The 12399-nt window shown below is 68.7% G+C and carries 10 protein-coding genes; 6 read left to right on the plus strand and 4 right to left on the minus strand.

Features of this window, described 5'->3' with window-relative positions; translation table 11 throughout:
• Positions 1–11 precede the first annotated feature (11 nt).
• Together NX068_RS17915 and NX068_RS17920 are read left to right on the plus strand one after the other, a co-directional pair.
• Complete coding sequence (locus tag NX068_RS17915) at positions 12–2012, plus strand: ATP-binding protein (protein ID WP_263462627.1); 2001 nt, start codon at positions 12–14, stop codon at positions 2010–2012.
• Positions 2013–2063: 51 nt separating this feature from the next.
• Positions 2064–4229, plus strand: a complete 2166-nt coding sequence (locus NX068_RS17920) for an EAL domain-containing response regulator (protein ID WP_263462628.1) — start codon at positions 2064–2066, stop codon at positions 4227–4229.
• 93 nt (positions 4230–4322) lie between these two features.
• Here the strand turns inward: NX068_RS17920 and NX068_RS17925 are convergent, their stop codons facing one another.
• From NX068_RS17925 to NX068_RS17935, 3 genes are all read right to left on the minus strand, one after another.
• Complete coding sequence (locus NX068_RS17925; RefSeq protein WP_263462629.1) at positions 4323–4631, minus strand: c-type cytochrome; 309 nt, start codon at positions 4629–4631, stop codon at positions 4323–4325.
• A gap of 161 nt (positions 4632–4792) precedes the next feature.
• Positions 4793–5650, minus strand: coding sequence for an NADPH-dependent 7-cyano-7-deazaguanine reductase QueF (gene queF, locus NX068_RS17930; RefSeq protein ID WP_263462630.1), 858 nt, complete (start codon positions 5648–5650; stop codon positions 4793–4795).
• Positions 5651–5658: 8 nt separating this feature from the next.
• Positions 5659–7146 carry a cobyric acid synthase gene (locus NX068_RS17935; protein ID WP_263462631.1) on the minus strand — a complete coding sequence of 496 codons (1488 nt, stop codon included), beginning with the start codon at positions 7144–7146 and terminating at the stop codon, positions 5659–5661.
• 304 nt (positions 7147–7450) lie between these two features.
• On the opposite strand from NX068_RS17935, the gene cbiB reads away from it, so the two are divergent.
• From cbiB to NX068_RS17955, 4 genes are all read left to right on the plus strand, one after another.
• Positions 7451–8413 (plus strand): adenosylcobinamide-phosphate synthase CbiB, encoded by a 963-nt coding sequence (gene cbiB / locus NX068_RS17940; protein WP_263462632.1) that lies wholly within the window; start codon positions 7451–7453, stop codon positions 8411–8413.
• A complete protein-coding gene (cobD, locus tag NX068_RS17945; protein ID WP_263462633.1) occupies positions 8406–9434 on the plus strand; it encodes a threonine-phosphate decarboxylase CobD in 1029 nt (342 codons plus the stop codon). The genes cbiB and cobD overlap by 8 nt, the downstream gene beginning before the upstream one ends.
• Positions 9431–10348, plus strand: coding sequence for a cobalamin-binding protein (locus NX068_RS17950; protein WP_263462634.1), 918 nt, complete (start codon positions 9431–9433; stop codon positions 10346–10348). Before cobD ends, NX068_RS17950 begins: the two co-directional genes overlap by 4 nt.
• Positions 10349–10568: 220 nt before the next feature.
• On the plus strand, positions 10569–11615 hold the full coding sequence (locus NX068_RS17955) for an MBL fold metallo-hydrolase (protein WP_263462635.1): 1047 nt from the start codon (positions 10569–10571) through the stop codon (positions 11613–11615).
• 58 nt (positions 11616–11673) lie between these two features.
• Here the strand turns inward: NX068_RS17955 and NX068_RS17960 are convergent, their stop codons facing one another.
• Positions 11674–12369, minus strand: a complete 696-nt coding sequence (locus NX068_RS17960) for a succinate dehydrogenase iron-sulfur subunit (protein WP_263462636.1) — start codon at positions 12367–12369, stop codon at positions 11674–11676.
• Positions 12370–12399 lie beyond the last annotated feature (30 nt).

Raw genomic sequence — 12399 nt, forward strand, 5'->3', positions numbered from 1 at the left:
CCTCGCCGCCCATGCTTCCCGCCGCATTCTGCACTCTCGCACGCCAGCCCCGAACCGACGGCGCGGTGACCATCCTGCGCCTGCTGGCGGCCAGTTCGCCCAACTGGCCGGAAGTCGCCCTCGTCGCCGCCCGCGATCCCGTGCTGAGCCTCGCCCTGCTGATTGCCCAGCCGCTGGCCGGCGACGAACTCGCCGATGGGCTCAACAGCGTGCTGCGCCGGCGCCTCGAACGCATCGGCATCGACCTGCTGCGGGCCTGGCTGGTGGGGATCGGGCAAGCGGCCGGCCATGACGCGGCGGCATCCGAGCAAACCTTGCTGCAGGCCGAATGCGCGCTGCATCTCGCGATCGAAACACGCTATGCCCGCCCCGACGAAGCCTATCTGGCCGGGTTGTGGCACGGTTTCGCTCCCCCTTCGCCGGATGGCGGCAAAACCGCCGCCCCGGCCCGGCACATGCCTTCGCTGGCCGCGCTGGTCCATGACTGCGGCCTGCCCGCCAGCCTCGGCGACGCGCTCGAACTGGGCACCGTACTGGAAGAGCAGCTCGCGAGCGCACACCCTTTGCTGCCCATCGTCGCCGCGGCGCTGCAACTGGCCGACCCGCAATGGCAGGAGCGGCTGCCCGAAGCAGCCCGCCTGACCGGACTGCACGAAGGGGTGTTGAGCAGCCTGCGCACCGATGTGGGCTACATCGTCTCCGGCCATGCCGCCTATCCGCCGCGACCTGCCCCGGCAACCGGCGCTGCAGCAGCGGATGCTGCAGCAACCGGCCCGGCGGCGGCCGTAGCACTGGCCGACGACCCTTACCGCAGCGCCGGCATGCTCGGCCTGCTGACGGCGGCATTCGTCGACCTCGATCCGGCGCAGGTCGAAGACCGCCTCGCCATTGCCTGCCCACTGTTCGGCCTGCACGGCGTCCCCACGCTGCTGGCGGCCGACGAGGGCGGCATCCTGCGCCCCATGCTGCCCGCCACGGCAGGCAGCGCCGCCGCGCTCATCGACGAGCTGCGGCTCAGGCTGGACGACGAAGCCAGCGTCGTCGCACTGTGCGCGCGCAATGAGCACACTACCCGCTTCGTCCGGCACGGCGGACGCAGCGGACGCAGCCTGGCCGACTGGCAGATCGCCCGCTGGCTCGGCTTCGAAGGTTTCTGCTGCCTGCCGCTCACCACCAACGGCAAAGCCGTGGTGGCGCTGGTCGGCGTGGACCATGAAGGCGAACTCGACAACGATCTCTGCTGGCGCTACGCCGCACTGCTCGGCGCCGCAGTGCGTTCGCTGCGTGCCGCGCAGCGGACGCAGAGCGAAATCAGCGGCCGCGAAGCCGCGCTGCACCAGCGCTTCCACGATCACCTGCGCAAGATCGTGCACGAAGCGAGCAATCCGCTGACGATCATCAAGAGCCGGCTGGAAATGCTCGGCATCCAGCGCCCGGACGACACGCCGCTGAAGGACGAACTGGTGCTGCTCAACACCGAACTGGACCGCATCGACAACCTGCTGCGCAGCGCCAGCGCGTTGCCGCAGGAAACCCCCGAGACGCCGCGCTGCCAGGTACCGGCGCTGCTGCTCGACATGCGCTCGATCTACGGCGACACGCTGTTCGGCCAACGCGGCATCCAGTTCGAACTGCGCACGGCCGGGCAGCTTCCGCCAGCGGCGATTCCCGCCTCCGCGCTCAAGCAGGTATTGCTCAACCTGTTCCGCAACGCCTCCGAAGCGCTGCAGCCCGGCAGGCGCCTGGTGGTGTCGGCGTTGCCGCAGATCATCGTCGATGGCCGCGCCAGCCTCGAAATCCGTCTCGTCGACAACGGCCCCGGCCTGCCGCCGGAACGCATGGTCGATCCGTTCTCGCCGCAGCGCAGCCGGAAGGGCGGCAAGCATCAAGGCGTCGGCCTCAACATCGTGCACGACATCCTGTCACACTGGGGCGCAACCCTCCTGTGCCGGAGCCAGCCGGGCAACGGCACGAGCTTCCAGATCTTCCTGCCACTGGAACAATCGGCCTGAATATTGCATCATGTTGTGATAAATAACATTTAGACATAATTTTGGCGACTCATGTCGATTCCGGGCGATAAACCTTTCCAGCCCACAAAAAGCCTCGGCCCTGTGGAACCCGATTTCCGCATCCTGATCGTCGATGATGATCCGGCGCTGCGGCGCACCTTTCCGCACGTCCTCGCCCACCCCGGCCGCAGCTTCGACGAAACGGGCAGCATCGCCGAAGCCATCGTTCGGCTGGAGCAGCAGCATTACGACCTGATCCTGCTCGACTACCGGTTGCCGGACGCTTCCGGCCTCGCCCTGCTCGACTGGCTGGTCGAGCGCCGGCGCGACGAAGCCGTCATCATCATCAGCGGCGAAGACGCCATCGATGCCGCGATCGGTGCGCTGCGCCGCGGCGCCGACGACTACGTGCGCAAGCCCTACCACGTCGCCCAGTTGCAGCGCGCGGTGGAAAGCACGCTGCACAAGGGCGCGCTCGAGAAGGCCAACCGCGCGATGAGCCAGCGCCTCAGGGCCTCCGAGCAGTTGCACCGCTACCTGGTCGAAAGCTCACCCGACCTCATCTTCACCCTCGATGCCGAAGGCCGCTTCAGCTACATCAACCCGCGCATCAAGCCCCTGCTCGGCTTCGAACGCAACGCACTGATGCGGCGCCCGTTCACGACCCTGGTCATGCCCGAGGACATCGACCGGATCTGCAACCTGCTCAATCAGCCCAGCCGGATGCCGGGCGAGAGCTTCAACGTCGAACTGCGCCTGCGCCGCAGCCGCGGCAGCAGCATCGACGACTGCGTCACGGTCTCGCTCACCGGCCTGCCGATGCTGGCCCAGCCCGGCGACGGCCGCAGCGCCGGGCTCTACGGCGTCGCCCGCGACATCTCCGAACGCAAGCGGGCCGAGGAGATCATCTCCTTCCAGGCCTATCACGACCAATTGACGCACCTGCCGAACCGGGTGCTGTTCAAGGACCGCCTCGAACTGGCGATCGCGCAGGCCCAGCGCCGCACCGGCGCCCTGGCGGTGATGTTCATCGACATCGACCGCTTCAAGCTGGTCAACGACACCTACGGCCACGCCGAAGGCGACGCCCTGCTGCGCGCGATCGCGGCTCGCCTGTCGACCACGCTGCGCCGCGGAGACACGCTGGCCCGGCTCGGCGGCGACGAATTCACGATCCTGCTGCCCGACATCAACGTCCCCGAAGACGCGGAAACCATCGCCACCAAGATCCTCGACGCCCTTGCCGCGCCGATCACGCTGAGCCAGGGTGAATATCGCGCGACCATGAGCATCGGCATCGCCCTGTTCCCGCGCGACGGCACCACGGCCGAAGACCTGACGCGCCACGCCGACATCGCCATGTACCAGGTCAAGCGCTCGGGCAAGAATGCCTTCCGCTTCTTCGACCCGACGCTGAACACCCATCATCACGAGCGCATCGCGCTGGAAAACGACTTGCGCAACGCCCTGCTGCGCGGCGAGTTCGAGCTGCACTACCAGCCCCAGGTCAGCATCGCCCGCCGCCAGATCGTCGGCATGGAAGCACTGCTGAGATGGCGGCACCCGGTACTCGGCTCCCTGTCGCCCAACACTTTCATCCAGGTCGCCGAGGAGCTGGGCATGATCGGCGAGATCAGCCGCTGGGTCATGGAAGAAGCCTGCACCCAGTTGGCGCAGTGGCGCAGCGCCGGCCACCTGGAACTGCGCATGTCGGTGAACCTGTCGCCGCTGGATTTCGACAAGCGCGACATCGTCAGCTCGATCACCAGTTGCCTGACCCGCCATGCGCTGCCGCCGGGCCAGATCGAGCTGGAGATCACCGAGAGCCTGATGATGAACGACACCGCCGACGTCGCCACCAAGGTCCGGGAACTGCGCAGCGCCGGCCTCAGCGTCGCCATCGACGACTTCGGCACCGGGTACTCGGCGCTGGCCTACCTGCAGAAATTTCCGGTCAGCACGCTGAAGATCGATCGCAGCTTCGTCCGCGACCTCGACGGCCCGAGCACCAATCCGATCATTTCGGCCATCACCGGCATTGCCCGCGGCTTCGCACTCGACATCGTCGCCGAAGGCGTCGAACAGCCCGAGCAGGCCGAAGCCCTGCAGTTGCTGGGCTGCGACGTCATGCAGGGCTACTGGTTCGCGCGCCCGGCACCGGCCCACGAAGCACTGGAATGGCTGGCACAGCCGGCACGGCTGTTCGCCGGCCACTGATTCCCGGCGCTGTAGACACAAAAAAGCCGGCATCGCTGCCGGCCTGCGCCGGGGCGCCACCTGCAGGCGGCACCCATCATCCCGGAAGCGGGATCACTTCTGCGACAGGATCCACTCCACCAGCGCCTTGGCGTCGGCGTCATTGACCTGCGGGTTGGGGGGCATCGGAATCTGGCCCCAGTTGCCCACGCCGCCCTTCTGGATCTTGGTGGCCAGCGTGGCAGCGGCATCGGCCTGGCCGGCATACTTGGCCGCGACATCCTTGTAGGACGGGCCGACCAGCTTCTTCTCCACCGAATGACAGGCCATACAGTTCTTGGCTTTGGCCAGGTCGGCACTGGCGAAGGCCGGCGCGCTCGAAAGAAGACCCGCGGCAACCGCGGCAGCGACGAACAGTTTCATGTTTATTTCCTCGTTGATGGTGTTGGCCCTGTGGGGGCGGCCCGATGTTAACCCAGCACCTGAGCCATTCCTACCCGAAATCCCCACATAAAACAGCATCTTCGTAAGAAATTCACAGAATCGACCCGCGGATTTGACTCACATCAAAACCACATCCGGCGCTACTGCCTGACCTCCATGCGTTCGTCCGCCGGCAGGCCCTCGCGGCTGGCGCGGAAAGGGTTTATGTCGAGTCCACCCCTGCGCGTGTAACGCGCCCACACCGCCAGTTCGCGCGGCCTGCAGCGCGCCATCAGGTCGCAGAACACGCGTTCGACGCATTGCTCGTGGAATTCGTTGTGGCCGCGGAAGGACACGATGTAGCGCAGCAGGCCTTCACGCTCGATCGCCGGTCCGCTGTAGCGCACCACCAGCATGCCCCAGTCGGGCTGGCCGGTGACCAGGCAGTTCGACTTCAGCAGGTGGGAATACAGGGTTTCGGTCACCTCCTCACCGCCGGCGCGCAACTGCTCGGGCGCCGGCTGGTAGGTGTCGATGTCGAGCTCCAGACCGTCGAGGCAGATCCCGTCCGGATAGGCCGAAGTCCGTTGCGGGCGCTGCGCCAAGGGTTCGACGCTCACCCCCACCTCGGCGCCGGCAGCGGCCGAGAGGTCGCGCGCGATCAGGCCGCGCACCTCGTCCGCATCCGCGCAGTGCTGCTGATTGAAGGCGTTGAGATAGAGCTTCAGCGACTTGGACTCGATCAGCCGCGGCGAGGACGCCGGCACGCGAAAACTCGCTAATGCCACCACCGGCTTGCCGCGCGGATCGAGCCAGGACAGTTCATAGGCGTTCCACAGGTCTTCGCCGACGAAAGGCAGCGCATCGGGCTTCAGCCCCAGTTCGTCGCGCTTCAACTGCCGCTCGATCGGAAACAGCAGTTCGGGCGCGTAAGTGTCGCGGTAGGCGACGGCGCGGCCGAGCGGGGAGGATTCGGCGCCGTGCGGGCGGCTGCCAGCGGGATTCGCGGAGGTACTCATCGGCATGCTCATTTCGGCAGGGAGTGATCGAACAGGGCGTCGAGGTCGCAGGCGGCTTCGACCGCGTCGGCCAGGCGGTCCAGGTCGGCTTCGCGGCGCGCTGCCAGGTCGACCTGCTGCGCATCGTTCAGGCCAGCCCAGGCCAGCAACGCAGCCTGCGCCTCGGGCGCATCGAACAGGCCGTGCAGATAGGAGCCCAGAATCTGGCCGTCTTCCGACAGCGCGCCGTCTGCACGGCAGCCTTCCGCCCCGTCCAGCCACAGTGCGGGCCGCCGCAGCGCCGGGCCGGCGGACACGCCCATGTGAATTTCGTAGCCGCGCACCGGCGCTTCGCCGCCGAGCGCGGCATCGAGCCGGCCGGCGGCATTGACGAGCTGCTTGTGCGCTTCCAGCGTCGTTTCCATCTCCAGCCAGCCCAGCCCGGGCGTCGTCCCCGGTGCGCCTTCCAGCCCCAGCGGATCGGCCAGTTGCCGGCCCAGCATCTGGAAGCCGCCGCAGATGCCGACGACTTTGCCGCCATAACGAAGGTGACGGCGTATCGCCTCCTCCCAGCCTTGCGTCCGCAGCCAGGCCAGGTCGGACCGCACGCTCTTGGAGCCGGGCAGCACGATCAGGTCGGCCGGCGGAATCCTCTGCCCCGGCCCCACCCAATGGAAATCGACCTGCGGATGCAGGCGCAGCGCGTCGAGGTCGGTATGGTTGGAAATGCGCGGGTACACCGGCGCCACCACGCGCAGCGCGCCCTCGCCGGCGCGTACGTCGGCGGCGCCATCGGCCAGCGCATCCTCGGCGTCGAGGAACAGCCCGTGCAGATAGGGCAGCACACCGAACACCTTGCGCCCGGTACGCGCCTCCAGCCAGTCGAGGCCGGACTGGAGCAGGCCGATGTCGCCGCGGAAGCGGTTGATGATGAAGCCCCGTACCCGCGCCTGCTCGGACGGCGACAGCAGCTCGAGGGTGCCGACCAGGTGGGCGAAGACGCCGCCGCGGTCGATGTCGGCCACCAGCACCACCGGCACGTCCGCCGCCTCGGCAAAACCCATGTTGGCGATGTCGCGGTCGCGCAGGTTGATCTCGGCCGGACTGCCAGCGCCTTCGACCAGCAGCGCATCGTATTTCGCGCACAGGCGGCCCCAGCTCTGCAGCACCGCCGCCATCGCGGTGGGCTTGTAGGCGTGGTAGTCGCGCGCCGACAGGTTGGCGACCGCGCGGCCGTGGATGATGACCTGGGCGCCGATGTCGCTGGACGGCTTGAGCAGCACCGGATTGAAGTCGGTATGCGGCTCGACGCCGGCGGCAGCGGCCTGCAGCGCCTGGGCACGGCCGATCTCGCCGCCGTCGACGGTGACGGCGGAATTCAGCGCCATGTTCTGCGGCTTGAACGGTGCCACGGTCAGGCCACGGCGGCGCAGCGCACGCGCCAGCCCGGCGACCAGCGTGCTCTTGCCGGCATCGGAAGTGGTGCCCTGCACCATCAGGGAGATCGGAGGGGACATGGCGTAGAATCCGGGGTCCTCGGGTAAAGGGGGGCCTCTGGCCGGGCACTCGGCCGGAGCGGCCGGCCAGGAGCACGAAGCTCGCGGGCGGAAATCAGGCGCAGGATTATCGCCGATACCGCTGTTCCAGGCACGGCACCGCTCCTGAGCCGGGCGCCCTCCGGCCGGGCACCCCTAACCGGGCACCCCTAACCGGGCGTCCCTAACCGGGCGTCCCTCTCCCCTGCCGCCCCCGGGGAGGAAGAAAACAGTACGGCTTCATGCATCCTCCCAGTCTTTTACTCCAGCCCTGCCCTCATCCTCGATGCTGCTTTCGCTCCCAATCGTCCTTGCGCTGAAAATGGCTGCCGGCCTGCTGGCCGACCGGCTGTTCGGCGAAGTCCGCCGCTTCCATCCGCTGGTGGGCTTCGGCCGCTGGGCGCGCGCGGTCGAAGCCACCGTGCGCCGCCTGCTCGGTGAGCAGCGCTTCGCCGGCGTGCTGGCCTGGGCGCTTGCCGTGCTGCCCTGGGCGGCGCTGGCGCTGTGGCTGCGCGGCCTGCACCCGCTGGCGCACTGGCCGGTGGACATCGTGTTGTTGTATCTCGCCCTCGGCGGGCAGAGCCTCGCCGAGCACGCCGAAGCCATTGCCGTGCCGCTCGACGCCGGCGACCTGGACGAAGCGCGCCGCCGCGTGGGCTGGATCGTCAGCCGCGACACCCGTGCGCTGGACGCCGAAGGCGTGGCCCGCGCAGGCACCGAGTCGGTGCTGGAAAACGGCAACGACGCGGTGTTCGGTGCGCTGTTCTGGTTCCTGCTGGGCGGCGGCGTGGGCGTGCTGCTGTTCCGCCTGGCGAACACGCTGGATGCGATGTGGGGTTATCGCACGCCGCGCTACCTGCACTTCGGCTGGGCTGCGGCACGCATCGACGACCTGCTCAACGCCGTACCCGCCCGCCTCACCGCGCTGACCTACGCCCTGCTCGGCAACACCCGGCGTGCGCTGGCCTGCTGGCGTGCGCAGGCGCCTGCCTGGGACAGCCCCAACGCCGGGCCGGTGATGGCCGCCGGTGCGGGCGCGATCGGCATCGCGCTGGGCGGCGCGGCGATCTACCACGGCAAGCTGGAGCAGCGTCCACCGCTCGGCGAAGGTCCGCCGCCGGATGCCCGCGCCATCCGCGCCGCCGTCGCGCTGGTGCGGCGCGGCGTGCTGCTGTGGTGGATCGTCACCGCGGCGATGGCGCTTGTCTTCCCGCTTGCCTTCGCACTCGCAGGCCTGCCCCATGCTTGAGCACGGCGGACGCCTGCGCCGCGCCGCGCAGCAATACGGCATCGCCCTGGACCAGTGGCTGGACCTGTCCACCGGCATCAACCCCTGCGCCTATCCTGTGCCTGACATCCCGCTGTCGGCCTGGCATCGCCTGCCCGAAGACGACGACGGCCTGGAAGCCGCCGCCGCGCGCTACTACGGCAGCGATGCGCTGCTGCCGGTGGCCGGCTCGCAGCCGGCGATCCAGGCCCTGCCCGCCGTGCTGCCCGGCCGGCGCGTCAGCCTGCTGGCGCCGAGCTACGCCGAGCATGCCCACGCCTGGCAGGGGCGCGAACCACGATGGTTCGGCGACGACATCGATGGTGCTGAAACGGCGGTGGATGCCAGCGACATCGTCGTGCTGGTTCAGCCCAACAACCCCACCGGCCTGCTGTTCGAGCGCGACCGCCTGCTGGACTGGCGCACCCGGCTCGCCCGGCGTGGCGGCTGGCTGGTGGTGGACGAAGCCTTCATCGACACCACGCCCGAAGCCAGCCTGGTGCCGGAAGCGGGCGCCGACGGCCTGGTGGTGCTGCGTTCGCTGGGCAAGTTCTTCGGCCTCGCCGGCGCACGCGTCGGCTTCGTCTTCGCCCCAACGACGGTGCGCCGGCAACTGGCCGAAATCCTCGGTCCATGGACGGTCAGCGGCCCGGCACGCCATGCGGCGGGCGCCGCGCTGACCGACGCTGCATGGCAGGCACAGGCACGCACGCGGCTGGCGGCCGACGGTGAACGCCTCGCCGAGCTGCTGCACGCCGCCGGCCCGGACCGGCCCGGCGGCCCCAGCCTGTTCAAATGGCTGCCGACGCCCCGCGCCGCCGAATTGCACGATGCACTTGCCCGGCACGGCGTCCTCGTCCGCCTGTTCGACGGCGAGCCGCCCGGCGGCGCCTTGCCCGCCGTACCGCCTTCCCTGCGCTTCGGCCTGCCGCCCGACGAAGCGGGCTGGCGGCGGCTGGAGCGCGCACTGCGCGAATGCGCACCGGAGCGCTCCGCACCATGACCCTCGCACGCCTGCTCGCTTCCTTCGCTGCCATCGCCTGCCTGGGCCAAGGCGTGGCCCTTGCCTCCCCGGCTGCGGTCGAAACCATCGACGACAGCGACGCGGCCATCAGGCTCGAACGCCCGGCGCAGCGCATCGTCAGCCTCGCGCCTCACATCACCGAGCTGCTGTTCGCCGCGGGCGCCGGCCCGCGGGTCGTCGGCGTGGTCGCCTACAGCGATTTCCCGCCCGAAGCGAAGTCGCTGCCGCAGGTGGGCGGCTACACTCAGGTCAACCTGGAAGCCGTGGCCGCGCTGCGGCCCGACCTCGTCGTCGCCTGGCGCAGCGGCAACCGCGACGCCCACCTCGACCGCTTGCGCGCGCTGGGCATCCCGGTCTTCATCAACGAGCCGCGCAGCCTCGACGACGTCGCCCTCAGCCTGGAAAAGCTCGGCCGCCTGGCCGGCACCGATGCCGTTGCCGCCGAAGCGGCGCAGGTTTTTCGCACCCGCCACGCCGACCTCGCCAAGCGCTACCGCGACCGGCCGCCGGTAAGCACTTTCTATCAGGTCTGGAACGAGCCGATGGTGACGATCAACGACGAGCATCTGATCGCCGACGTCATCCGCCTGTGCGGCGGGCGCAACGTCTTCGGCAGCCTCGACACGCTGGCACCGAAGGTCGGCATCGAGGCGGTGCTCGCCGCCAACCCGGAAGCGATCGTCGCCAGTGGCATGGGCGAGGCGCGCCCCGACTGGCTGGACCAGTGGAAGCGCTGGCCGGATCTGGCCGCCAATACCAACGGCCACCTGTTCTTCGTTCCACCCGACCTCCTGCAGCGCCACACGCCGCGCATCCTGGACGGCGCCGCCCGCCTGTGCGAGCAGCTCGAATCGGTGCGGGCCGACCGCGGCGACGCGCCGGCCGCGCACTGACAGTCGGCAGAGCGGAGCGAACCCCATCACGCCCAGCCACAGGCGAACCCCACGGACCTTGACGCCCCAATCCCGGAATGATGGCTTTCGCCTTCGGCTCCACCCTGCCGCTTCAGTCGCGACGAGACGCTCATCGGCAAGCCCGAAACACGGACTGGCAGCGAAGAAAATCAGTTTTCGTTAATATTCTGCGTACGACAGCACACGCAGGAGACGCCCGATGCGCACGCCACAACCCGACTCACCCCCGTCCTGTCGCCCGCGCCGGCGCTTCGTGCAAGCGGGGCTTGCCGGCGCCGCTGCGTTCGGCCTCGCCGGCAACTGGTCGCGGCTGTCGGCCTTCGCCGCCGACATCGACAATTTCGTCCGCGGCCCCGCCGTGCCCGACATCGCACCCACACAGCTGTCGGAACACGTCTGGATGATCTGGTCGAAGGACGGCTTCCCGACGCCCGAGAACCAGGGAATGATGAGCAACATCACCTTCGTCCTCAGCCGCGAAGGCGTGGTGGTGCTCGACCCGGGCGGTTCGGTGCAGATCGGCGAGATGGCGCTGCGCATGCTCCGCCGCATCACCGACAAGCCGGTGGTGGCGGTCTTCAACTCCCACTACCACGGCGACCACTGGCTGGCGAACCACGCTTTCGAGGACGCCTTCGGCAAGGATCTGCCGATCCATGCGCATCCGGTAACGAAGCGGGAAATCGAAGGCATCCAGGGCAGCGCCTGGCACAGCCTGATGGAGCGCTGGACCAACCAGGCCACCGTCGGCACCCGCATCGTGCCGCCCACGCGCACCGTCGAGCACGGCGCCGAATTCGACTTCGGCGACGTCACGCTGCGCATCCACCATTACGGCACGGCCCACACGCCGGGCGACATCTGCGTCGAAGTCGTGCAGGACGGCCTGACCCATATCGGCGACATCGCCATGGACCGCCGCATCGCCAACATGGACGACGGCTCCTACGTCGGCACCTTCCGCTTCTACGACGAACTGGAAAAGAATGCGCCCTCGCGCATCTGGGTACCCGGCCACGGCCACCCCGGCGCCGAGGTGCTGAACTGGAACCGTGCGCTGTTCGAGGGCATCTACGAAAACTGCCTGAAAGCGGTCGAAGACGGCCACGGCGCCGACAGCGCCCGCGAGGCGGTGCTGAAAGACCCCCGCGTCGCCAGCCGCGCCGCCGATACCGCGGGCTTCGAATCGAACATCGGCAAGTACGTCAGCCTGGCCTATCTGGAAGCCGAGCAGAACGCTTTCTGAACCGCATGCGCGCTTTCCGGACCCGGTCTTGCCGGCCGCTTCCGGCGGACGCAGGAACTCAGGACGAACGCTGCAGCAGCGCCAGGCGGATGCGCTCGATCGCGTGCGAGGGGCTCAGGCCCTTCGGGCAGACTTCGGTGCAGTTCATGATCGTGCGGCAGCGGTACAGGCGGTAGACGTCGTCGAGGTAGTCCAGGCGCTCGGCCGTGGCGGTGTCGCGGCTATCGGCGATGAAGCGGTAAGCCTGCAGCAGCCCGGAAGGGCCGATGAACTTGTCGGGATTCCACCAGTAGGACGGACAGAAGGCGCTGCAGCAGGCGCACAGGATGCATTCGTAGAGGCCGTCGAGGCGGGCGCGCTGTTCGGGCGTCTGCAGCCGCTCGCGCTCGGGCGGCGGGCCGTCGGCAATCAGGTAGGGCTTGATCGAGTGGTAGTGGGCGAAAAACTGCGTCATGTCCACGATCAGATCGCGGATCACCGGAAAGCCGGGCAGGGGGCGCAGCACCACCGGCTCGGCCAGCCCGTCCAGTGCGGTCAGGCAGGCGAGGCCGTTGCGGCCGTTGATGTTCATCGCGTCGGAACCGCACACGCCCTCGCGACAGGAGCGGCGGAAGGCCAGGCTGTCGTCGACCGTGCGCAGGCGCATCAGCAGGTCGAGCAGTTTCTTGTCGCCGGCCTCGGCTTCGATCTCGTAGGCCTGCATGCGTGGCCTGTCGCCGGTTTCCGGGTTGAAGCGGTAGATCGAGAGCTTCATGTCGTCTCCTCCGCGCGGGCCTTGCCGGCA

It is taken from the genome of Thauera carbonicopians (genome assembly GCF_025699485.1).
Taxonomy (GTDB): Bacteria; Pseudomonadota; Gammaproteobacteria; order Burkholderiales; family Rhodocyclaceae; genus Thauera.

Coding starts and splice junctions, on each gene's coding strand:
- NX068_RS17915 (WP_263462627.1), top strand. CDS start 12: ATGCTTCCCGCCGCATTCTGCACTCTCGCACGCCAGCCCCGAACCGAC.
- NX068_RS17920 (WP_263462628.1), top strand. CDS start 2,064: ATGTCGATTCCGGGCGATAAACCTTTCCAGCCCACAAAAAGCCTCGGC.
- NX068_RS17925 (WP_263462629.1), bottom strand. CDS start 4,631: ATGAAACTGTTCGTCGCTGCCGCGGTTGCCGCGGGTCTTCTTTCGAGC.
- queF (WP_263462630.1), bottom strand. CDS start 5,650: ATGAGTACCTCCGCGAATCCCGCTGGCAGCCGCCCGCACGGCGCCGAA.
- NX068_RS17935 (WP_263462631.1), bottom strand. CDS start 7,146: ATGTCCCCTCCGATCTCCCTGATGGTGCAGGGCACCACTTCCGATGCC.
- cbiB (WP_263462632.1), top strand. CDS start 7,451: ATGCTGCTTTCGCTCCCAATCGTCCTTGCGCTGAAAATGGCTGCCGGC.
- cobD (WP_263462633.1), top strand. CDS start 8,406: ATGCTTGAGCACGGCGGACGCCTGCGCCGCGCCGCGCAGCAATACGGC.
- NX068_RS17950 (WP_263462634.1), top strand. CDS start 9,431: ATGACCCTCGCACGCCTGCTCGCTTCCTTCGCTGCCATCGCCTGCCTG.
- NX068_RS17955 (WP_263462635.1), top strand. CDS start 10,569: ATGCGCACGCCACAACCCGACTCACCCCCGTCCTGTCGCCCGCGCCGG.
- NX068_RS17960 (WP_263462636.1), bottom strand. CDS start 12,369: ATGAAGCTCTCGATCTACCGCTTCAACCCGGAAACCGGCGACAGGCCA.